This is a genomic window from Streptomyces sparsogenes (assembly GCF_001704635.1).
Classification (GTDB): Bacteria; Actinomycetota; Actinomycetes; order Streptomycetales; family Streptomycetaceae; genus Streptomyces; species Streptomyces sparsogenes.
The window spans coordinates 146,970-167,758 of record NZ_MAXF01000136.1 but is presented as its reverse complement, the minus strand read 5'-3'; the positions used below and the strand labels follow the sequence as shown (position 1 = coordinate 167,758).

Genomic DNA, 20,789 nt, shown 5'->3' with positions numbered 1-20,789 from the left:
TCCGGTCCTGGTCAGACCGTGAAGAAACGCGCGCGTTGCGACTCGATCCGCTTCAGCGTGCCGGCGCCGTCGTCGGGGTGGCCGAGCCACTGGGTCAGTCCGGGCAGCAGGACGGTGGCGACGAAGCCGGGGTCGCTGTCGCGGTCGGCGAACTGGCTGATGTGCCGGGCCGAGGCGATGAGCCGGGCGGACTTCTTCTGCAGGGCGTTGTACGAGGACGTGTCCGCCTTCTCGTGGACCGCGAGGTTGCTCGGGTCGACGCCCATGTACTGCCGCTCGGCGCGGGCACTGCCCAGGAACTCCAGGAACTTCCGCGCGCCGTCCGCGTTCCTGGGCCGGCGGCTGAGCATGAACCCGTCGGTGGGCGCCTCGACGGCGTCCTGGCCGTGCGCGGCGTCGATCTCGGGGAAGGGGAAGAAGTCGATGTCGTCGCGTATCTTCTCGTCGGTGATCTGCTGGCCGACGAACAGACCGATGACGGCCATGCCGGACTTCTTGTCGAGCAGGGACTGCGCCGCGTCCTGCCAGGACCTGCCGCCGGCACCGCTCTGGTAGTAGGGGGTCAGTTCGCGCCAGAGGTCGAGGACGCGGGCGGCGCGCCTGTCGGTCCAGGAGACCTGGCCGTGCATCAGCCGCATGTGGAAGTCGTAGCCGTTGGCGCGCAGGTTCAGGTAGTCGAAGGCGCCGAGGACGGACCAGCTGTCGCCGCCGCCGTAGCCGGAGGCGATCGGGGACAGGCCGTCCCGCTTCATCCGCTTGGCCAGGGCGACGAACTCGTCCCACTTCCGCGGGACCTGGTATCCGCGTTCCCGGAAGAGGCTGCGGCGGTAGAACACGGCCCACGGGTAGTTGTACAGCGGCACGAAGTAGTACTTGCCGTCCTCGCCGCGGCACAGCTGCTTGGTCGCCTCGCTGAAACCGCCGCCGATCGTCTCCCAGACGTCGTCGATCGGGCTGCACAGTCTCTTCTTGGCGAAGTGCCGCATGCGGTAGCCGGCGAACCAGGTGAAGACGTCGTCCGGGGTGCCCTGGAGGTAGCTGGTGATGCTCTTCTGGAAGGTGTCGTGGTCGACGGTGTTCGTCTTCACCTTCAGGCCGGAGTCCTTGGAGAAAGCCGAGGTGAGCGCCGCGTAGGCGGACTTGGGCGTGGCGTCGGCGCCGTTGGAGCCGAAGGTGACCGTCTTGGGGTCGGACCCGGGCCCTCCGCCGCAGGCGGTGAGGACCGGTGCCGCCAGGGCGGCCGCCCCGACACCGAGCATGCTGCCGACGACCGTGCGGCGGCCGGGACCACGCGCAGCCGGGGAGGTGCGGCTCTGCTGCGTCATTGTTGCTCCTCGTGCGTGTCAGTTCGGGTCTGCTGTGATGAAGGACTGGATCGCGGTGGCGGCGGCGCCGCGTGCCCACTCCTCGAAGGGCAGCGGGCGGGTGTGGACGTCGCACCGGGCGGCGGAGCCGAAGGCCGCCGCGGTGAAGGCGTCGCGGATCTGCTCGGCGAACAGGTCGTAGGCGGCCAGCCCCTCGCCGGAGATGAGCACGCGTGCGGGGCCGAGCAGGTTGGCCACCGTGGCGATGCCCCGGCCGATCGCCTCTCCCGCCTTCGCGTAGACGGCGCGGGCGCCGGCGTCACCCCGGTGGGCCAGTTCGATGGCTTCGGCGATGTCGGCGACCTCGCTGCCGGTCACCTCGCGGACCTGGGCGACGATCGCCGGGTCGGCCGCGATCGCCTCCACACAGCCGCGGTTGCCGCAGTGGCAGGGCGGGCCGGCCGGGTCCACCGTGACATGGCCGATCTCGCCCGCGACGCCGTGTGCGCCGGCGACGACGCGGCCGTGCACCACCAGACCGCAGCCGATGCCGGCGCCGACGGTGACGAGGGCGAAGTCGGACAGCCCCACGCCGTCGCCGAACCACTGCTCGGCCACGGTGAGGGCGCGTACGTCGTTGTCCACGGTGGTCGGCAACCCGCAGGTCATCGTGGCCAGTTCGGCCAGCAGCACATCGCGCCACTCCAGGAACGGCGAGTAGCGCACGGTCCCCTCGGCCCGGTCCACGTCGCCGGAGACGGCGATGCCGAGGCCCTGGACCCGCACCCCGAAACCGTCGGCCTCGGTGAGCAGCTCCTGCACCAGCTCCGCCGCCACGGTCAGCACCTGCCCCGGCTCCCGGCCGCGCAGCGGCACGCGGCGGGCGACGCGGATGCGGCAGCACAGGTCGGCGAGCACCCCGATGATCTCGTCGCCGGTCACCTTCAGACCGATGAACAGGGCCCGCCCGCCGTCGACCCGCACGAGGTTCGCCGGGCGGCCGAGCGCCGGGCGCGCCTCGTCGTTGGCGTCCTCCAGCAGATAGCCGGCCTCCAGCAGCGGGCGGACGGCCTTGGTCACGGCGGCCGGGGAGAGCCCGGCCCGCCGGGCCGCCTCCAGCCGGGTGAGCGGGCCATGGGACAGGACGGTGGTGAAGATCTGGGAGGCGGCCGGCGTGTTGACCGGGAACGCCTCGACACGGGAGGTCGACGGCATGGCCGGGAACCTATGACTCATATTTTCTGCTGTCAATGAAAGAATCAGAATCCGTTCAAGGACCGGCGCTTCACGTGCGACTCCTTCGAAAGCCTGGCCGCAGCACGGGGGTTGACACCTTATTGAAGGAGGCGCTTGGCTCTGCTGAGCATTCGCTGACCCTCTGATCGTGAGGTCCCATGCCGCTCATCCACCGCTCCCCGGACACCGGCGTCTGGCTGCTGACCACCCCGCGTACGTCCTATGCGCTGTGGATCGACGACAGCGGCGCGCCCTGCCACCTCGCCTGGGGACCGCGGCTGACCACGACGGAGGCGGACGCGCTGGCCGTCCCCGCCGGGGACCCGCCGAGCAGCTTCGAGGGCCGGCCGCCGGTGGGCGAGGAGCTGCCGGTCGACGGTGGCACCCGCTACGGTCCGCCGTCGCTCCAGGTACGCCACCCCGACGGCACCCGCGGTTTCGAGTGGCGGCCCACGGGACACCGCGTCCTCACCGACGTGCCCGGCAGCGCCGAACTCGTGCTGGAGTTCCGCGACCGGCTCCGTCCGCTGCGGGTCGCCCTGCACTACCGGGTCCGTGACGACACCGATGTGATCGAACGCTGGACCGTGCTGCACAACACCGGCCACGAACCCCTGGAGCTGCTGCGGGCCGACTCCGCCGCCTGGACCCTGCCGCCCCTGGCCGGCTACCGGCTGAGCCACGTCACGGGGCAGTGGTCGGCCGAGACGCAACTGCGCCGCGACCCCCTGCCGTTCGGCGAGACCGTGCTGACCAGCCGGCGCGGCATCACCAGCCACCACGCCAACCCCTGGGTCATGCTCGACGGCGGGGCGGCCGGCGAGGACCACGGCCCGGTGTGGAGCGCCGTCCTCGCCTGGAGCGGCAGCTGGCGGGTCACCGTGCAGCGCACCCCGGACGGCCGCGCCGGTCTCACGGGCGGCGCCGGCCACGACGGGACGTGCGTGCCGCTCGCGCCGGGGGAGGAGTTCACCACCCCCGTCTTCGCCGGCCTCTACAGCGAGGGCGGCTTCGGAGCGGCGAGCCGCGCCTGGCACTCCTACGTCCGGACCCATGTGCTGCCCCACCCCGCCGAACCGGCCCCCGTGCTGTACAACTCCTGGGAGGCCACCGGCTTCGACGTCGACGAGGCCGGACAGAAGGCGCTGGCCGAGCGCGCCGCTCGGATCGGCGTCGAGCTGTACGTCGTGGACGACGGCTGGTTCGGCGCCCGCCGCAGCGACCGGGCGGGCCTCGGCGACTGGTCCCCGGCGCCCGACCGGTTCCCGGCCGGCCTCGGCCCGCTCGCACAGGCGGTGCACGACCTCGGCATGCGGTTCGGCGTCTGGGTCGAGCCGGAGATGGTCAACCCCGACAGCGATCTGTACCGCGCGCACCCGGACTGGGTGCTGCATGTGCCGGGCCGCGAGCGCACCGAGCTGCGCAACCAGCTCGTGCTCAACTTCGCCCGCGACGACGTCGCCGACTGGGCGCACGGCTGGCTGACCCGGCTGATCGCCGGCCACGGCGTCGACTTCCTCAAGTGGGACATGAACCGCGCCTTCGGCGAGGCGGGCTGGCCCGGCCACCGCGACGGCAACGACCGGCTGTGGACCCGGTATGTCGCCAACCTCTACGGCGTCCTCGACCGGCTCCGCGCCGAGCACCCGCGGCTGCGCATCGAGACCTGCAGCGGCGGCGGGGGACGCGTCGACCTGGGCATCCTCGCCCGCACCGACCAGGCGTGGGTGTCCGACAACACCGACGCGGTGGACCGCCTGGTCATCCAGCACGGCTTCAGCCAGGTCTATCCGGCGCGGGTGATGTCCGCGTGGGTGACCGACGTGCCCAACCAGCTCACCGGCCACTCGGTGCCGCTGCGCTTCCGCTTCCACGTCGCCATGGCCGGCCTGCTCGGTATCGGCGGCGACCTGACCCGCTGGTCGGAGGAGGAACTCGTCGAGTCGGCCGAGCTGGTGGCGGCCTACAAGAAGGTCCGCCACCTGGTCCAGCGGGGCCGCCAGTACCGGCTCACCGAGCCGCTCGGCGAGGGGCCCACGGCCGTCCAGTACCTCGCCGACGACGCTTCGGAGCTGCTGCTGCTCGCCTACCGGCGCAGCCCCCGGCACGGCACCCCGCGCCTCCCCGTCCGGCTCCGCGACCTGGTGCCCGGCGCCCGCTACCGCGACACGGTGACCGGCACGGTGCACCACGCGGCCGTGCTGACGGGGTACGGGCTCGACCTCGACCTGCCGTCGGGCGACTGGGCGAGCACGGCACTGCATCTGGTGCGGGTGCCGGACGAGGTGCGCCCCGCCGACGCCTGACCACGTGATCAGGCGATCAGGTGATCAGGGATCACGTGATCAATCGGATTGACTGGTCCAGGGCAGGCCGGTCGCGCGGCCGAGGGCCGCGACGGCATGGGCGAAGAACTCCTCGCGCGCCTCGACGACCTTGTTGAACTGGCCGAAGACCTCAAAGCTGACCAGGCCGAACAGCTGCGCCCAGGCCGCGGTGAACCCCGTGAGCGCCGCTTCGGGCAGCTCGATCCCCAGGGTCCCGGCCAGCGCGCGGGCGTCGGCCCCCACCGCCTCGGGGACCACGGCCCCCTCGGGCGCGCGCAGGGCGCCGGCGGCGTGGGCGTCTAGGACGACGGTGAGCAGGGCCAGGGCCACCCGGGAGGCGGGCACGACCGTGGCCTGGGGGGCGGAGTAGCCGGGCACCGGGGAGCCGTAGATGAGCGCGTACTCGTGCGGATGGGCCAGCGCCCACTCCCGTACGGCCCGGCAGACCGCGCTCCACCGCTCGAGGGGCTCCCGGCCGTCCGCCGTCGCCAGGGCCCCTTCGGCGGCCGCGCCGAGGGCGTCGTACGCGTCCACGATGAGCGCGGTCAGCAGGTCGTCACGGCTCGGGAAGTAGCGGTAGAGCGCGGAGGAGACCATGCCCAGCTCGCGGGCGACGGCGCGCAGCGACAGCTTGACCGCGCCCTCGCGGGCCACTTGGCGGCGCGCTTCTTCCTTGATGGCGGCGGTCACTTCGGCACGGGCCCGTTCCCTGGCCCCTTGGATCGCACTCATGACGGACAGTGTCTCACTCGATGGAGCACCAGCCAACAACGAGAGCGGTGCTCTTGCTTTGCGACCCCGACGTCATGCACACTGCTCTCCGACGAGAGCAGTGCTCTCATAACGGATCACGGGAGGACGTCATGTCGCAGCACTACATCAAGCCCAGCCGGTTCGAGGCCCCCTTCCACGCGACCGTGGCCTGGCTCGCCCGGCGCGGACTGAGCCTCTTCGGCGCCGCCGAGCTGTCCGTCGTCGGCCGGTCGAGCGGCGAGTGGCGACGGGTCCCCGTCAATCCGCTTCCGCTTCAGGGCGAGCGCTACCTGGTCTCCGCCCGCGGCACCACCCAGTGGGTGCGCAACATGCGGGCGGCCGGGGGCGGCCGGCTGCGGGTCGGGCGCCGTACGCAGACCTTCACCGCCACCGAGCTGCCGGAGGGCGCGGAGAAGACCGAGGCGCTGCGCGCCTATCTGGTCCGCTGGGGCTGGGAGGTGAGCCAGTTCTTCGACGGGGTGACCGGGAAGTCGTCGGACGAGGAGCTGGCCCGGATCTCCCCGCTGCACCCGGTCTTCCGCGTCACCACCGCCGACGCGTGAGCCGTCGGCGGTGAGCCATCGGCGCGTGAGCCGTCGGCGGCGGTGACGCGCGGGCAGGCCGCCCGGACCGGGCCTAGGAGGTGTCTCCCCTAGCCGCGGTCGAGCGCGGTCAGCGCCCGCCGCGCCGCCGGGTGGGTCCGGACGATCTCGGCGAGCGTCGTCGTCCCGCGCGTGATCTTCGTGAAGGCCCGCCAGGCCGGCCGGAATCCGGTGAGCGCCGCGTGGAACATCCCGGGGCGGCGGGCGAACACCGTGTACAACCGGCGCCCGACCCCCATCTCCACCCCGAGCCCCGCCTTGATCGCGAAGGCGTAGTTCAGCGCCTGGCGCCGGGCGTCGACCGCGTCATGGGCCTCGGCTATCCGCACCGCCCACTCCCCCGCGAGCCGCCCCGAGCGCAGCGCGAAGGAGATGCCCTCGCGGGTCCACGGCTCCAGCAGCCCCGCCGCGTCCCCGCACACCAGGACTCGGCCCCGGGACAGCGGGGAGTCGTCGGAGCGGCAGCGGGTCAGATGCCCGGAGGAGATGCGCGGCTCGAACCCGGCGAGCCCGAGCCGGGCGATGAAGTCCTCCAGGTAGCGCTTGGTCCTGGCGCCTTCACCACGGGCCGAGATCACCCCGACGGTCAGGGTGTCGCCCTTGGGGAACACCCAGCCGTAACTGCCCGGCAGCGGGCCCCAGTCGATGAGGACCCGGCCCGACCAGTCCTCGGCCACGGTCGGCGGCACCGGGATCTCCGCCTCCAGGCCGAGGTCCACCTGGTCGAGCTTGACGCCGACATGGGCCCCTATCCGGCTGGCGCTGCCGTCCGCGCCGACCACGGCCCGGGCCAGCACGGTCTCGCCGTCCGCGAGCACCACGGCCACGGTCCGCCGGTCGGGCACCGACGGGCCGTGCTGCTCGACGCGCGCCACGGCGGTGCCGGTGCGCACCCGGGCGCCCGCGTCCTTGGCGGCCTCGACCAGCCCGGCGTCGAACTCCGGCCGGTTGATCAGCCCGAACAGCGCCTGCTTGGAGCGGCGGGTGCGGGTCAGCCTGCCGTTCAGCGAGAACGTCACGGCGTGGACCCGCTCGCGCAGCGGCAGTTCGAAGCCGGGCGGCAGCGCCTCGCGCGAGGGGCCGATGATGCCGCCCCCGCAGGTCTTGTAGCGCGGCAGCTCGGCCTTCTCCAGCAACAGGACCCGGCGGCCCGCGCAGGCGGCGGCGTAGGCGGCGGAGGCACCCGCCGGGCCCGCCCCCACCACGACGACGTCCCATACCGACTCGTCCGCCGGCTCCGCCGGGGAGGCCCCGTTCCGGGCCGCGTTGTCGCTGCTCACGTGTGCTTCCGCTCCCACTCGACCGACCTGATCGCCCTGCGCCACCACCGCCGCGGGCCACCGTCGCATCCTACGGCTCACCTGGGCGCGACCCCGCTGTGGGATGATCGGCGGCGCATCATCAAGCCGTACAGTCGTACACCCGTGCCATCGCGCGCATCCCACAGGAGCGTCCCCACATGGAGCAGGCACCTCACGCCGGAGCCGACGGCCACGCGTCGCCTTCCCCGGCCGACCGCCGGGCGATCGCCGCCACCGTCGCCGCGCTGCAGCCCCGGGCCAAGGCCGAACTGGCCGAGCTCGTGGCCTTCAAGTCGGTCGCGGACCCGGCGCAGTACCCGAAGAGCGAGTGCGAGGCCGCCGCGCGGTGGGTCGCCGACGCGCTGCGCGCCGAGGGCTTCACGGACGTGGCGCTGCTGGAGACGCCCGACGGGACCGAGTCGGTCTACGGCTTTCTGCCCGGCCCGGCCGGGGCCCCGACGGTTCTGCTGTACGCCCACTACGACGTCCAGCCGCCGCTGGACGAAGCCGCCTGGCTCTCCCCGCCGTTCGAGCTGACCGAGCGCGACGGACGCTGGTACGGGCGCGGCGCCGCCGACTGCAAAGGTGGCTTGATCATGCACCTCACCGCGCTGCGCGCGCTCAAGCGGCACGGTGGGGTTCCGGTGAACGTCAAGGTGATCGTGGAGGGCTCGGAGGAACAGGGCACGGGTGGCCTGGAGCGCTACGCGGAGGCGCACCCGGAGCTGCTGGCCGCCGACACGATCGTCATCGGCGACACCGGCAACTTCCGCGGCGGGCTGCCCACGGTCACCGCGATGCTGCGCGGTATGGCGCTGCTGCGGGTGCGGGTGGACACCCTGGAGGGCAATCTCCACTCCGGCCAGTTCGGCGGCGCCGCGCCGGACGCGCTCGCCGCGCTGATCCGCATCCTGGACTCGCTGCGGGCCGAGGACGGCTCCACGACCGTCCGGGGTCTGGCGGCGGACGCGGCCTGGGAGGGACTCCAGTACCCGGAGGAGGACTTCCGCAAGGACGCCAGGGTCCTGGACGGCGTCCAGCTGATCGGCTCGGGCACCGTCGCCGACCGCGTCTGGGCCCGCCCCGCCGTCACCGTCCTGGGCATCGACTGCCCTCCGGTCGTCGGCGCCACCCCGTCGGTCCAGGCGAGCGCGCGGGCGGCGGTGAGCCTTCGGGTGCCGCCGGGCGTGGACGCGAGCGAGGCGGCCGAGCTGCTGACCGCCCACCTGAAGTCCGCCGCGCCGTGGGGCGCGCGGGTCACCGTGGAGCAGGTCGGCCAGGGTCAGCCGTTCCGGGCGGACGTCACGAGCCCGGCGTACGCGGCGATGGGGCAGGCCCTGAACGAGGCGTACGACGGGCAGGAGATGGCGATCGCGGGGGCGGGCGGCTCGATTCCGCTGTGCAACACGCTCGCGGCGCTCTATCCGGAGGCGGAGATCCTGCTCATCGGGCTGAGCGAGCCGGACGCCCAGATCCACGCGGTCAACGAGAGCGTCTCGCCGCGCGAGCTGGAGCGACTCTCGCTCGCGGAGGCGCTGTTCCTGCGGGCGTACGCGGCCGAAGCACGGTAGCCCCGGGGCCGGCCCCGGCTCCCGGCCCGGCGGGCCTGCCGCGCCGGGCCCGGTCCCCCAGCCCGCCACCCGGCCGCCGGCCCCCGGCCCCCGGCCCCCGGCCCCCGGCCCCCGGCCCCCGGCCCCCGGCCCCCGGCCCCCGGCCCGAGCGAACCCCGGGGGGTCGCGCCGCGCGCACGGGCCCGGCGGGCCCCCGCTCGGACCGCGCCGCAGGCGCGGCCGGGGGGCTGCGGGGCCCCGTCACCGGTAACCGTGCGCGCGGCGTCGCAGCGCGATCGCGGGCCCCTGCCCCGCGTGGCAGCGCGGACCGGCCGAGGCCACCGGCCCCGGACGCGCGGCCGGGCAGGCCCCTGCCCGAACCGCGCCGCACGCGCGCACGCGCGGCCGCGTCGCCGGTGACCGTACGCGCGGCGTCGCAGCGCGATCGCGGGCCCCTGCCCGGCACGGCTGCGCGTGCCGACCGGGCCACCGGTCCCGGCCGCGCGGCCGGGCCGGCGCCCGCCCGAAGCCACGCCGTGTGCGCGGGCAGGGCGGCCACCAGGCCCGTGGTGGGGCTCGGAGGGCGCCCACCCGTCAGCCTGCTGGGGTTCCCGCCTGGAGGTACAGCGGGTGGCCCTGCTCGCGGGCGCGCAGGGCCCAGCGCAGGCGGCTGAGGCGCACCGGGGGCAAGAGGTCCGCGGCCTCGCCCTCGGTGACGAAGCGCCAGCCGCGCAGTTCGGCAGTGGGGAGCAGAACCTTCCGGGCCGCCTCGGCGGTGAGCCGTCCGCCGTCGAACAGCAGGCGCAGGCCGCCGTAGCCGGGCGGTCTGGGCTGTTCCCAGTCGACGACGAGCAGCCGCAGCGGCTCGTCGAGTCGGAGGCCGAGTTCCTCGCCGACCTCCCGGGCGCCGGCGTGGGTGGGCGGCTCGCCGGGCTCGACGACGCCGCCGGGGAACTCCCAGCCGGGCTTGTAGGTGGGGTCGACGAGCAGCACCCGATCGTCCTCGTCGAAGAGCAGGACCCCGGCCGCCAGGGTCTCGGCCCTGGGTTCCGGGGTCTGCACGATGTCGCAGCTGCCGGCGCCCTCGCGGACGGCGTCGGCGATGTGCTCGGCGGTCTGCCGAGGGGTGAGCCCGGTGGTGTCCACGACATACGCGTCGTCGAGGAGCCAGGACAGCGCCGAGCGGTAGGGCGCCAGGTGGTCCAGGCACCACCGGCGGACGGATTCGCAGGCGTCCGGGTCGCCCGGTATCGCCTCGCGCTCCGCTATTCGTTCGCGCAGGATCGTTTCGTCAGTGTGCAGCAGCACATGCCGCACGGGGATCCGCCGGGCCGCGAAGCCGCCGAAGATCTCATCGCGGTACTCCTGTCTGAGCACTGTCATCGGCACCACCAGCGGGCCGCCCACCTCCGCGATCAGGGCCGCGCCGGTGTCCACGACCAGCCGCCGCCAGGACGGCAGGTCCTGATAGTCGGACACCTCCTCAAGGCGCTTGCGCGGCAGCATCATCCGCAGGCCGTCGCCGATCAGCTCCGGGTCGTAGAACGTGCTGCCGGGCAAGAAGTCCACCAGTTCGCGGGCCGCGGTGGTCTTGCCCGCGCCGAACGCACCGTTCAGCCAGACGATCACATTTCCCCCTATTCCATCGCCCCCTGACAGTTGCCCGCATCACCCTGCCACGGAAACGCGCGGCCGCCGGGGAGTGCCGGATCGCGCCGCCGCGTGGACGGCGGCGCGCGGGCGGCGGCGCGGGTTCCGGACATCTCCGGCGGGCCGTCGGCGCGGGATCGAGGTCGTCCCGGTCGGCCTCGGCGAACTGCCGGCCGAGGTGGGGAAGGCCGAATTTACCGATAAGGGGTGACGGCGCGCGCCGTCAGCACACGGGCAGTCCGGGGAGGGGCTGGTCGTTGTCGCCGCCCTTGATGTAAACATCGCTGATGAACACGTTGGTGTTGCCGCTGTCGTCGTCGGTCTTGGCCCACCACACGTTCGTCCACTTGCCGTAGGTCTCGCGGCGGCCCAGGTTCTGCTGGCAGTAGAAGTAGTTCAGGCCCTGGTTGAGGGTGCCCATCGGCTCGCCGCCGGCCGTGTACGAGGTCGCGGTGCGCCACACGTCGCAGTTGTACTTCCCGCCGCCGGCGTCATGGCAGACCGGGGAGGGGCCGGGGTCCGCCGAGCCGCCACCGCCGCCGCCCGCGCCCCCGGAGCCGTCGCCGCCTCCGTCCGAAGCCCCGCCGCTGCCGCCGTCCTTGCCGCCGTCGGCGTCGCCCCCGGAGCCGCCCGAGGCGCCCTTGCCGCTGCCGCCCGGCTTGCCCGAGGCGGACGGGGAGCCGGAGTCCGCGGGCTCCCCGGTCTTCTTCCCGCCCCTGTCCCCCTTGGCGCCGCCGCCGTCCTTCCCGTCCTTCCCGTCCTTGCCGTCCTTGTCGCCCTTGCCGTCCGTACGGCCCTTGTCGCCGCTCTTCCCGCCCTCCGGCGAGGCGGAGTGGGACGCGGACGCCGACGGACCCCTCTGGCCCACGGCCGCGGTCTTGTCGTCGTCGCCACTGACGAGCGCGTACGTCACGCCTCCCCCGGCGAGCAGGACCGCGGCGACCGCCGACGCGATCAGCGCCTTCTTACGGGCGGGCCCGCGCCCGGGCCGCCCCGCCGGTGCCCCGCCGCCCACCAGCGGCTCCTCGGCGGCCGACGGCGGGCCGAAGCCGGGCGGCGCGGAGGACGGCAGCGGGGAGAGCGGCGCGGAGGACGCCCCCGGGCCGGAAGCCTGCGGAACGGAGGGCTGGTGACCCGACGCCTGGGGGCCGGAGGCCTGGGAACCCGAAGCCTGGGGGCCGGAGACCTGAGAACCCGACGCCTGGGGGCCGGAGACCTGAGAACCCGACGCCTGGGGGCCGGAGACCTGGGAACCCGAAGCCTGGGGGCCGGAGGCCTGGTGACCCGACGCCTGGGGATCGGTTGCCTGGGGACCTGCCGCCGGGAACGCGGCGGGCGGTGCGGCCGTAGGCCACGAGGCGGAGGGCTGGGGGCCGGCGGGCTGGGCGCCGGCGGGCGGCTCGCCGGGCCCCGCGGGCGGCCGCGCCGCCGCCGAGCCCAGCACGTCGGGCACCGTCGGCGTCCGCCCGGCCCCGCGCGGGGCGATCCGCGGCTCCTCCCCCGCCGCCACGGCCGCCAGCATCGCCCCCGCCTCGGCCGCGGACGGCCGCGTCGCCGGGTCCTTGTCCATCATCACGTGCAGGACCGGCGTCAGCGGCCCGGCCCGGCGCGGCTCCGGCAGCGGCTCGGTGACGATCGCCGTCAGCGTCGACCACACCGAGGTCCGGCGGAACGGCGAGGAGCCCTCCACCGCCGCGTACAGGGTCATGCCGAGCGCCCAGACGTCCGAGGCCGCCCCGGGCTCCTGGCCCTGGGCGCGCTCCGGCGCGAGGTAGTCCAGGGAGCCGATCAGCTCGCCGCTGCGGGTCAGCTTGGTGGTGGCGTCGTCGCCCGGCGCCTCCATGCTCGCGATGCCGAAGTCGGTGAGGACCACCCGGCCGTCGTGGTCGAGCAGCACATTGCCGGGCTTCACGTCCCGGTGCAGCACCCCGGCGTGATGGCCCGCGGCGAGCGCGTCCGCCACCCTCGCGCCGATCGCCGCGGCCTCCAGGGGGTCCACGACGCCCCGCTCGTCTATCACATCGTCGAGCGACCGGCCCTCGATCAGCTCCATGACGATGACCGGGAGGCCGCCCTCGTCCGTCACGTCGTGGACCGTGATCACGCCGGAGTGCCGGATCCGCGCCGCGGCGCGGGCCTCCCGCTGCATCCGGACGCGCAGATCGGCGAGTTCGGGCCCGGAGGAGTCGGTGTAGGCGCGCAGCACCTTGACCGCGACCTCGCGGCCCAGCACCTCGTCGACGGCCTTGCAGACCACGCCCATGCCGCCCCGGCCGAGCGTGCCCGTCACGCGGTACCGACCGCCCAGCAGCCTGCCGGTCAGGTCTCCGCCGCTCTCCCCCGATGACACCGTGCCTCAGTCCCCCTTGTAAGCCGTGGTCGCGCAACAGCTTAGGGGCTACCGCCGACAGTCCCGCTCAACTCCCCAGCGTGGCGCGGTCGATGAGAGGAGCGGCCCGGGACCGCCACCACGCGGAGGCGGACCGAGCCCCCGGCCGACCGAGCCCCTAAAGGAGCGGGAGCGCCGCCGCGGCCGCGCCGACCAGGCCGGCGTCCGTGCCCATCTGCGCGGGCACGACCTCCAGGCCCTCGACGAAGGACAGCGTCGCGTAGTCGCGCAGCGCGCGCCGCAGGGGCGTGAAGAGCACGTCCCCGGCGCCCGCCACCCCGCCGCCGATCACGGCCACCTCGATCTCGACGAGCGTGGCCGTGGCCGCGATCCCGGCGGCCAGCGCCTGCGCGGCGCGCTCGAAGGAGGCGCGGGCGACCGGGTCGCCGGCCCGCGCCGAGGCGGCGACGGCCGCAGCGCTCGTATCGCCGTCCGGGCCGGGGCGCCAGCCGCCCTCCAGGGCCCGGCGGGCGATGTTGGGCCCGCTGGCGATGCGCTCGACGCAGCCGCGCGCGCCGCACGGGCAGGGGTCACCGTCCAGGTCCACACTGATGTGGCCGATGTGCCCGGCGTTCCCCGTGGGGCCGGGGTGGAGGCGGCCGTCCAGCACCAGGCCGCCGCCGACCCCGGTGGAGACCACCATGCACAGCGCGCCCGTGCGCCCGCGCGCCGCGCCCTGCCAGTGCTCGGCCGCAGTCATGGCCACCCCGTCGCCGACCAGGGCGAGCGGCAGGTCGCCGACCGTCTCGCGGACCCCGGCGACCAGGGGGAAGTCGCGCCAGCCGGGGATGTTGACGGGGCTCACGGTGCCGACGCCGGCGTCGACGGGGCCCGCGCTGCCGATCCCGACCGCGGCGACCCGGGACCACTGCGCGGAGCCGGAGAGCTCCTCGAGCACCGCCGTGACCTCGCGCATCACGATCTCGCCGGCCTCCTGGGCGGGGGTGGCGCGCCTGGCCCGCGCCACCAGCTTGCCGCCGCCGTCCACCAGAGCGCCCGCGATCTTGGTCCCACCGATGTCGAGTGCGGCGATGAGGTCACGTGGCATAGGAATCGACTCCCCCGGCGGGCATAGGCGTATCGCTGTGAGGCAACAGTCTTCCCTGCCGCTGACAACGTTGTCCAGGGGCTATGCTCGGACACCCTTCCGCACCACGACCAGCGACGGGACAAGCGCACCGTGACCGAAACCGCCCCGGGCACCGCCACCACTTCGCGCCGCTACGGCACCCGGCCCACCATGAAGGACGTCGCCGCGCGCGCCGGGGTCGGCCTGAAGACGGTCTCGCGGGTGGTCAACGGCGAGCCGGGGGTGACGCCCGACACCGAGCGGCGCGTGCGGGAGGCCATCACCGCGCTCGGCTTCCGCCGCAACGACAGCGCCCGCATCCTCCGCAAGGGCCGCACCGCCAGCATCGGGCTGGTCCTCGAGGACCTGGCCGACCCGTTCTACGGGCCGCTGAGCCGCGCCGTCGAGGAGGTCGCCCGCGCCCACGGCGCCCTGTTGATCAACGGTTCGAGCGCCGAGGACCCCGAGCGCGAGCAGGAGTTGGTGCTCGCGCTGTGCGCCCGGCGGGTCGACGGCCTCGTGGTCATCCCGGCCGGGCGCGACCACCGCTATCTGGGCCCGGAGATAGCGGCGGGCGTCGCCACGGTGTTCGTGGACCGCCCGGCGGGCCGTATCGACGCCGACGCCGTGCTCTCCGACAGCTTCGGCGGCGCGCGTGACGGCGTCGCCCATCTGATCGCCCACGGCCACCGCCGCATCGGCTTCATCGGCGACCAGCCGGGCATCCACACCGCCGAGGAGCGGCTGCGCGGCTACCGGACGGCGATGGCCGAGGCCGGGCTGCCGGTCGAGGACGCCTGGGTGTCCCTCGGCCCGACCGACCCGGCCCGGGTCCGGGCGGCGACGGCCGCGATGCTGGACGCCCCGGAGCCGGTCACCGCCCTGTTCGCGGGCAACAACCGGGTGACGGTCACCGTCGTACGGGTGCTGAACGAGCGCCCCGCGCCGGTCGCCCTCGTCGGCTTCGACGACTTCGAGCTCGCCGACCTCCTCTCCCCCGGCATCACCGTGATCGCCCAGGACGCGGCCCAACTCGGGCGCACCGCCGCGGAGCTGCTCTTCCGCCGCCTCGACGGGGCGGGGGCCGAGCCGCGGCGGGTGGTCCTGCCGACCCGTCTGATCGCCCGCGGCTCGGGGGAGCTCCCGCCGGCCGCGTAACACGCCCACCAACGGACCACCCGGCTCGCCACGCCGTCCGTCTGCCGTCAGGCTGGGTCCGACGAAGCGGCCTTCCGGACGGTGCGACGGGACGAGGTGAGGCGCGATGGCCTGGTGCCGACTGGGGACGTTCTGCGCGGGGAGCCTGGTGGCGGCCATGGTGCTGGCATCCGCCGGATGCTCGAACGGCGGCGGCTCGTCGGCCCCCGCCTCCCGGGCCTCCGGGGCGATCGCCACGGCGACCGCCTCCGCGAAGTCCGAGCTGGACAAGATCAAGAACGGGGTGAGGGCGAAGGGCGACGTGAAGGCCGGCGCCGTCTCGATCGGCAAGGACGGCCACGCCGTCGCACCGATCACCGTCACCAACAAGCAGAGCGACGTGGTGAAGTACGCCGTGGAGGTGAACTTCCGCGACGCGAACGGCGATCTGGTCGACGTGGTCGTCCTGACGATCTCCTCGGTCCAGCCCCACTCGTCCAAGAAGGCGAGCGCGCGCAGCCACCGCAAGCTCAGCGGCCACCTCACGGCGCAGATCGGCGCTGCGGTGCGGTACTGAGGTCGCGGTGGCCGGTCTCAGGCCGCGAGCACCTTGGCCTTGGCCCGCTCGTACTCCTCGGCCGTGATGTCCCCGTGGTTCTTGAGCTCCACCAGCTCGGCCAGCTCCGTGGCGTGGCCGGTCGCCGCGGTCTCCCGCACGAACTGCTTCAGGTCCTCCTCCGCCTTCAGGGCCGCCGTCGCCTCGCGCTCGCCCATACCGCGCCCCCGGGCCACCAGGTACACGAAGATGCCCAGGAAGGGCAGGACGACGACGAAGAAGCACCAGCCCGCCTTGGCCCAGCCGCCCATCGAGTCGTCGCGGAAGAGGTCCCCGATCACGCGGAACAGCAGCATCAGCCACAGGACCCACAGGAAGACCCACACCGTGGTCATGAACACATTCAGCAGTGGATAGTTCATCGTCCGCCTCCATCCGACCCGCCGGCGGGCCGACGCGGGCTCCAGCCGGGGTCGACACTCTCAGCTTACGACTGCCGACCGCCCCCGGTCGGCGCAGCAGCGGATGCCGTTCGGGCGCGGGCGCGTACGAATGGAGACAGTGAAGTCGTCCCGACGCGGAGGCCGGAGAGGGCAGCCCATGGATCTGCAGATTCTCCCGCTCGCCGTCACCATGATGGCCGGGCCGCAGATCGTGTCCGCCGTCATCCTGGTGACCACCCCGCGCCCGGTGCGGGTGTCCCTGGCGTTCCTCCTCGGGGTGGCGATCGCCACGACCGTGGGGGTGGCCATCACGCGGGGAATCTTCGCGCTGTTGGGCCAGGTGGTCGCGCCGGGTTCCCCGTCCGACCGCGGCTCGGCCGGGACGGTGGTCCAGATCGTGCTGGTGGCGCTGCTGATCGCCGCCGCGGTGAAGGCCTATGTGCGGCGGGAGACGGCCGAGCCGCCGAAGTGGCTGGGCTCGCTGATGGAGGCGGGCCCCTGGCGGGCGTTCACCATCGGCTTCCTGGTCATCCTGTGCATGCCGTCCGACATCCTGGTGATGCTGACCGTCGGCGCGTCCTTGGAGCAGCATGGCGAGGGGCTGGTGGCGGCGCTGCCGTTCATCGGGCTGACGGTGCTGGTGGCGGCGTTGCCCCTGCTGGTCTTCCTGCTGCTCGGCCGGCGTGCCAGGGAGACCATGCCCAGGCTCCGGGAGTGGCTGACCTCCCACAGCTGGGTGGTCACCATCGGCACCTGTCTGCTCTTCGTCCTGCTCCTCCTGACCCCGTGACGGCCTCGTCCCGACCGACCCCGCGCGGTCGGCCGAGGCCGGTCAGGCAGGCGGCCAGCGCGACGACGAGCCCGAGCGCCCCGACGGTGCGGACGGTGACCCGCGGCACGCGCAGCAGCGCGTCGAGGAGGTCCGCCGCGGCCGCCCTGGACAGCACCCGCGGCGGCACGTGGTCGAGGCAGTAGCGGCGGGCGACGGCCAGGCCGACGGCGAGGGCGAGGGAGGTGACGGCGGTCCCCAGGGCGGCGCGGGCCAGGGCGCGGCGGCGTCGGCGGGCGAGCAGGATACCGGAGGCGCCGAGCACCGCGCTCAGCGCGGGCAGCCAGGCCGCCGCCAGGTCCAGCAGGCGTACTCCCCGGCGCACCCCGTCCAGTTCGGCGGAGCGGAAGAGGACCATGCGGCGGTGGACCTCGGGGATCTCCGCCGCCGAGGAGAATCCGGCGTTCAGCAGGTGCCGCTTGGCCTTCTCGACGGTCGCGCCCACGTCCAGGGTCACGGTGTCGCCGTCCACCGCGACCGGCCCGTGCCCTTCGCCGGTGAGGACGTGGACGAGGGCGGAGTGGGCGGCCCGGTTGACGCCGACCCAGACCGCCGGGAACTGTTCGCTGCGCACGACATGCGCCGCCACTCTCGTCAACGCCTGGTCGACGGCCGGGTCCAGCTTGGCGCCGAGCCCCTCGACGGCGTCGGCCGCCGTCGGCGGCAGCCCTTGGCGGCGAAGCCAGGAGGCGATGTCGGAGGTGATGTCCCGGCCGCTGTGCCGGGCGTCGAGGGCTCGGCGGACGTGGCGCAGCGCGGCGTCCTGGATCGCGGGGTCCTTCGCGAGCGGGCGGACGGTCGCCACGTAGCGGTCGGTGTCGAGGAGGACGTCGTGGAGCCATGCCGACACCACGCACACCGGTACGAGCAGACAGGCGAGCGCGATGAGCAGTCCCGACGCGGTGCTCCTGGCCAGGTCCCGGGCCCCGCGGCGGCGCGGCGGGCCGCCGCCCGCCCCCTCGGCGGCATGGTCGTGCGGTGGTGTCGGGGGCCTGCCCGGAGGGTCGTCGGGGGCGCCGGTCATGACAACATCTCCGGCCTTCCCCGGCGATTCCGCATCCCGGGTGAGGCGTTGGAGTGAGCCGGTACGGACCCGGCGGGGGCCGGCGTCGGCCCGGGCCCCGGCGCGGGGCCGCCGGGGTCAGCCCGCGCCCGCGCCGGGGGCGCGGCCGGACAGGGCGTCCAGGGTGGCGCGCGGGAGGCCGGTGAGGCGCTCCACCTCGGCGCGGTCCACCGCCCCGCAGTCCAGGCCGCGCAGCAGGTAGCCGCTCAGGGCCCTGGCCGTGGCCGGCTCGTCGGCGATGGCGCCCCCGGCGCCGCCCGCGCGGTTCACGTACGCGGCCAGGCGGGACGCGGCCTGGGGCAGGCCCTCCCGGTAGAAGGCGTAGACGGCGGCGTAGCGGGTCGGCAGATGGCCGGGGTGCATGTCCCACCCCTGGTAGTACGCGCGCGCCAATGAGCGCCGCACCAGGCGGTGGTGGAGCCGCCAGGCCTCGTGGACCTGCTCGGTCGTCCCGACGGGGAGGACGTTGGTCGAGCCGTCGGAGAGCCTGACGCCGGTGCCGGCGGCGGCCACCTGCATGACGGCCTTGGCGTGGTCGGCGACGGGGTGGTCCATGGACTGGTGGGCGGCGCTGACCCCGCAGGAGGCGCTGTAGTCGAAGGTGCCGTAGTGCAGCCCGGTGGCCCGGCCGCCGGCGGCGTCGATCATGCGGGCGACGGTGGCGCGGCCGTCGGGGCCGAGGACGGCCTGGGTGGTCTCGATCTGGATCTCGAAGCCGATCCGGCCCGCGGGCAGGCCGTGGGCCTTCTCGAACTCCCCGCACAGCCGGGCCATGGCGGTGACCTGTTCGGCGTAGGTCACCTTCGGCAGGGTGAGGAGGAGCCCGGGGGGCAGGCCGCCGGCGTTCATCAGCCCGGTGAGGAAGATGTCGAGGGTGCGGATGCCCCGGTCCCGGACGGCGGCTTCCATGCACTTCATGCGGATGCCGACGTACGGCGGCGCGGTGCCGTCCGCGACGGCCGCGGCGACCAGGGAGGCGGCGCGGGCGGCCGCGGCGTCCTCCTCGGCGTCGGGGCGCGGGCCGTAGCCGTCCTCGAAGTCGACGCGCAGGTCTTCCACCGGCTCGCGCTCCAGTTTGCCGCGCACCCGCTCGTAAACCGGTTCGGCGAGGTCGTCCCGGAGGCCGAGGACGGCGGCCAGCGCGGCGGGGTCGGGGGCGTGGGCGTCGAGCGCGGCGAGGGCCTGGTCGCCCCAGGCGCGGACGGTGCCCGCGGTGAGGAGGTCGGCGGGGACGTAGACGGTGTGGACGGGCTGGCGGGTGCCGGGGTCGCCGGGGTAGCGGCGCGCGAGTTCGGCGTCCACGCCGGCGAGGGAGGCGGCGATCCCGTCCCGCACGGCGCCGGGAAGGCTTGTCGCGAACGTCTCTGACTGCTCCATCCGCACACCCACCGCCTTTCGTGATACGGAATCCAGAATCCGCCGAGCGAACTTATCGACGGCCCGATCGCAGGTCAACACCGCCGCGGGAACGCGCGGACGCCCGGAAACGCGGACGCCCGGAAACGCGGACGGCCCCCGCGCACGGCGCATCGTCCGCGTGCGGGGGCCGTACGGCGAGGGGTCAGCCCTTGCGGGTCTTGATCTCCTCGGTCAGCTGCGGGACCACCTCGAAGAGGTCGCCGACCACGCCGTAGTCGACGAGGTCGAAGATCGGGGCCTCGGCGTCCTTGTTGATGGCCACGATCGTCTTCGAGGTCTGCATGCCGGCCCGGTGCTGGATCGCGCCCGAGATACCGGTGGCGATGTACAGCTGCGGGGAGACCGACTTGCCGGTCTGGCCGACCTGGTTGGTGTGCGGGTACCAGCCGGCGTCCACCGCGGCGCGCGAGGCGCCCACGGCGGCGCCGAGCGAGTCGGCCAGCGCCTCGACGATCGGGAAGTTCTCCGCGCCGCCGACGCCCCGGCCGCCGGAGACCACGATCGCGGCCTCGGTCAGCTCCGGACGCCCGGTGGACTCGCGCGGCGTACGGGAGGTGATCTTCGTGCCGGTGGCCTGGTCCGAGAAGGTCACGGACAGCGGCTCGACCGTGCCGGCGGCCGGCGCGGCCTCCACGGCCGCCGAGTTCGGCTTGACCGTGATGACCGGCGTGCCGTTGCTGACCCGGGACTTGGTGGTGAAGGCGGCGGCGAACACCGACTGGGTCGCGACCGGGCCCTCGTCGCCGGCCTCCAGGTCGACGGCGTCGGTGATGATGCCCGAGCCGATCCGGAGGGCCAGCCGGGCGGCGATCTCCTTGCCCTCGGCAGAGGAGGGCACCAGCACGGCGGCCGGGGAGACGGCCTTGTAGGCAGCCTGCAGAGCGTCCACCTTGGGGACGACGAGGTAGTCGGCGAACTCGGGCGCGTCGGCGGTCAGCACCTTGACCGCGCCGTGCTCGGCGAGCACCGGGGCGGCGGCGTCGGCGCCCGGGCCCAGGTGGACGGCCACGGGCTCGCCGATCCGGCGGGCCAGGGTCAGCAGCTCGAGGGTGGGCTTACGGACGGCGCCGTCCACGTGGTCGACATAGACGAGGACTTCAGCCATGGGAATCGATCTCCTGCGGGAAAGGTACGGGCGGTTGGCGGTGCGTCGGGCGCGGC

Annotated in this window: 17 protein-coding genes; 6 read left to right on the top strand and 11 right to left on the bottom strand. The window is 74.3% G+C overall.

The window, feature by feature from the left end; genetic code table 11:
* Nucleotides 1–11 precede the first annotated feature (11 nt).
* Nucleotides 12–1,325 carry an ABC transporter substrate-binding protein gene (locus BBH68_RS29050; RefSeq protein ID WP_065966676.1) on the bottom strand — a complete coding sequence of 438 codons (1,314 nt, stop codon included), beginning with the start codon at nucleotides 1,323–1,325 and terminating at the stop codon, nucleotides 12–14.
* A gap of 18 nt (nucleotides 1,326–1,343) precedes the next feature.
* Complete coding sequence (locus BBH68_RS29045; RefSeq protein ID WP_065966675.1) at nucleotides 1,344–2,519, bottom strand: ROK family transcriptional regulator; 1,176 nt, start codon at nucleotides 2,517–2,519, stop codon at nucleotides 1,344–1,346.
* Between the two features lie 179 nt (nucleotides 2,520–2,698).
* Here BBH68_RS29045 and BBH68_RS29040 point away from each other — a divergent pair, with 179 nt between their 5' ends.
* Entirely contained in the window at nucleotides 2,699–4,846 is a 2,148-nt protein-coding gene (locus BBH68_RS29040) for an alpha-galactosidase (protein ID WP_065966674.1), read from the top strand.
* A 39-nt stretch (nucleotides 4,847–4,885) separates the two neighbouring features.
* On the opposite strand, the gene BBH68_RS29035 is transcribed toward BBH68_RS29040, so the two are convergent.
* On the bottom strand, nucleotides 4,886–5,599 hold the full coding sequence (locus BBH68_RS29035; protein WP_065966673.1) for a TetR/AcrR family transcriptional regulator: 714 nt from the start codon (nucleotides 5,597–5,599) through the stop codon (nucleotides 4,886–4,888).
* 131 nt (nucleotides 5,600–5,730) lie between these two features.
* On the opposite strand from BBH68_RS29035, the gene BBH68_RS29030 reads away from it, so the two are divergent.
* Nucleotides 5,731–6,183 (top strand): nitroreductase/quinone reductase family protein, encoded by a 453-nt coding sequence (locus BBH68_RS29030; RefSeq protein ID WP_065966672.1) that lies wholly within the window; start codon nucleotides 5,731–5,733, stop codon nucleotides 6,181–6,183.
* An 89-nt stretch (nucleotides 6,184–6,272) separates the two neighbouring features.
* Here the strand turns inward: BBH68_RS29030 and BBH68_RS29025 are convergent, their stop codons facing one another.
* Nucleotides 6,273–7,502, bottom strand: a complete 1,230-nt coding sequence (locus tag BBH68_RS29025) for a geranylgeranyl reductase family protein (protein WP_065966671.1) — start codon at nucleotides 7,500–7,502, stop codon at nucleotides 6,273–6,275.
* A 179-nt stretch (nucleotides 7,503–7,681) separates the two neighbouring features.
* Between BBH68_RS29025 and BBH68_RS29020 the strand changes: the two genes are divergently transcribed.
* Nucleotides 7,682–9,094: a dipeptidase gene (locus tag BBH68_RS29020; RefSeq protein WP_065966670.1), complete on the top strand. Its 1,413-nt coding sequence runs from the start codon at nucleotides 7,682–7,684 to the stop codon at nucleotides 9,092–9,094.
* A 573-nt stretch (nucleotides 9,095–9,667) separates the two neighbouring features.
* Here the strand turns inward: BBH68_RS29020 and BBH68_RS29015 are convergent.
* From BBH68_RS29015 to BBH68_RS29005, 3 genes are all read right to left on the bottom strand, one after another.
* On the bottom strand, nucleotides 9,668–10,702 hold the full coding sequence (locus BBH68_RS29015) for an NUDIX hydrolase (RefSeq protein WP_065966669.1): 1,035 nt from the start codon (nucleotides 10,700–10,702) through the stop codon (nucleotides 9,668–9,670).
* Nucleotides 10,703–10,946: 244 nt separating this feature from the next.
* Nucleotides 10,947–13,073, bottom strand: coding sequence for a serine/threonine-protein kinase (locus BBH68_RS29010; RefSeq protein WP_065966668.1), 2,127 nt, complete (start codon nucleotides 13,071–13,073; stop codon nucleotides 10,947–10,949).
* 157 nt (nucleotides 13,074–13,230) lie between these two features.
* On the bottom strand, nucleotides 13,231–14,160 hold the full coding sequence (locus tag BBH68_RS29005) for an ROK family protein (RefSeq protein ID WP_065966667.1): 930 nt from the start codon (nucleotides 14,158–14,160) through the stop codon (nucleotides 13,231–13,233).
* A 132-nt stretch (nucleotides 14,161–14,292) separates the two neighbouring features.
* Here BBH68_RS29005 and BBH68_RS29000 point away from each other — a divergent pair, with 132 nt between their 5' ends.
* Complete coding sequence (locus BBH68_RS29000) at nucleotides 14,293–15,339, top strand: LacI family DNA-binding transcriptional regulator (RefSeq protein WP_065966666.1); 1,047 nt, start codon at nucleotides 14,293–14,295, stop codon at nucleotides 15,337–15,339.
* A gap of 106 nt (nucleotides 15,340–15,445) precedes the next feature.
* Complete coding sequence (locus BBH68_RS28995) at nucleotides 15,446–15,895, top strand: hypothetical protein (protein WP_079254614.1); 450 nt, start codon at nucleotides 15,446–15,448, stop codon at nucleotides 15,893–15,895.
* Between the two features lie 17 nt (nucleotides 15,896–15,912).
* Here the strand turns inward: BBH68_RS28995 and BBH68_RS28990 are convergent, their stop codons facing one another.
* Nucleotides 15,913–16,296: an SHOCT domain-containing protein gene (locus BBH68_RS28990; protein WP_065966665.1), complete on the bottom strand. Its 384-nt coding sequence runs from the start codon at nucleotides 16,294–16,296 to the stop codon at nucleotides 15,913–15,915.
* A 178-nt stretch (nucleotides 16,297–16,474) separates the two neighbouring features.
* Here BBH68_RS28990 and BBH68_RS28985 point away from each other — a divergent pair, with 178 nt between their 5' ends.
* A complete protein-coding gene (locus BBH68_RS28985) occupies nucleotides 16,475–17,107 on the top strand; it encodes a GAP family protein (RefSeq protein ID WP_065966664.1) in 633 nt (210 codons plus the stop codon).
* Here BBH68_RS28985 and BBH68_RS28980 read toward each other — a convergent pair.
* From BBH68_RS28980 to BBH68_RS28970, 3 genes are all read right to left on the bottom strand, one after another.
* The gene (locus BBH68_RS28980) at nucleotides 17,058–18,170 is read right to left on the bottom strand and encodes a hypothetical protein (protein ID WP_174589107.1); all 1,113 of its coding nucleotides are present in this window, start codon (nucleotides 18,168–18,170) and stop codon (nucleotides 17,058–17,060) included. The genes BBH68_RS28985 and BBH68_RS28980 overlap by 50 nt on opposite strands.
* A gap of 117 nt (nucleotides 18,171–18,287) precedes the next feature.
* A complete protein-coding gene (locus tag BBH68_RS28975) occupies nucleotides 18,288–19,586 on the bottom strand; it encodes a DUF6986 family protein (RefSeq protein WP_065966707.1) in 1,299 nt (432 codons plus the stop codon).
* Nucleotides 19,587–19,770: 184 nt separating this feature from the next.
* Nucleotides 19,771–20,733, bottom strand: a complete 963-nt coding sequence (locus tag BBH68_RS28970; RefSeq protein ID WP_065966663.1) for an electron transfer flavoprotein subunit alpha/FixB family protein — start codon at nucleotides 20,731–20,733, stop codon at nucleotides 19,771–19,773.
* Between the last annotated feature and the right edge of the window lie 56 nt (nucleotides 20,734–20,789).

Excerpts from the sequence above, each read along its gene's own strand:
- BBH68_RS29050 (WP_065966676.1), bottom strand. The coding sequence starts at position 1,325 with ATGACGCAGCAGAGCCGCACCTCCCCGGCTGCGCGTGGTCCCGGCCGC.
- BBH68_RS29045 (WP_065966675.1), bottom strand. The coding sequence starts at position 2,519 with ATGCCGTCGACCTCCCGTGTCGAGGCGTTCCCGGTCAACACGCCGGCC.
- BBH68_RS29040 (WP_065966674.1), top strand. The coding sequence starts at position 2,699 with ATGCCGCTCATCCACCGCTCCCCGGACACCGGCGTCTGGCTGCTGACC.
- BBH68_RS29035 (WP_065966673.1), bottom strand. The coding sequence starts at position 5,599 with ATGAGTGCGATCCAAGGGGCCAGGGAACGGGCCCGTGCCGAAGTGACC.
- BBH68_RS29030 (WP_065966672.1), top strand. The coding sequence starts at position 5,731 with ATGTCGCAGCACTACATCAAGCCCAGCCGGTTCGAGGCCCCCTTCCAC.
- BBH68_RS29020 (WP_065966670.1), top strand. The coding sequence starts at position 7,682 with ATGGAGCAGGCACCTCACGCCGGAGCCGACGGCCACGCGTCGCCTTCC.
- BBH68_RS29005 (WP_065966667.1), bottom strand. The coding sequence starts at position 14,160 with ATGCCACGTGACCTCATCGCCGCACTCGACATCGGTGGGACCAAGATC.
- BBH68_RS28995 (WP_079254614.1), top strand. The coding sequence starts at position 15,446 with ATGGCCTGGTGCCGACTGGGGACGTTCTGCGCGGGGAGCCTGGTGGCG.
- BBH68_RS28990 (WP_065966665.1), bottom strand. The coding sequence starts at position 16,296 with ATGAACTATCCACTGCTGAATGTGTTCATGACCACGGTGTGGGTCTTC.
- BBH68_RS28985 (WP_065966664.1), top strand. The coding sequence starts at position 16,475 with ATGGATCTGCAGATTCTCCCGCTCGCCGTCACCATGATGGCCGGGCCG.
- BBH68_RS28980 (WP_174589107.1), bottom strand. The coding sequence starts at position 18,170 with ATGACCGGCGCCCCCGACGACCCTCCGGGCAGGCCCCCGACACCACCG.
- BBH68_RS28975 (WP_065966707.1), bottom strand. The coding sequence starts at position 19,586 with ATGGAGCAGTCAGAGACGTTCGCGACAAGCCTTCCCGGCGCCGTGCGG.
- BBH68_RS28970 (WP_065966663.1), bottom strand. The coding sequence starts at position 20,733 with ATGGCTGAAGTCCTCGTCTATGTCGACCACGTGGACGGCGCCGTCCGT.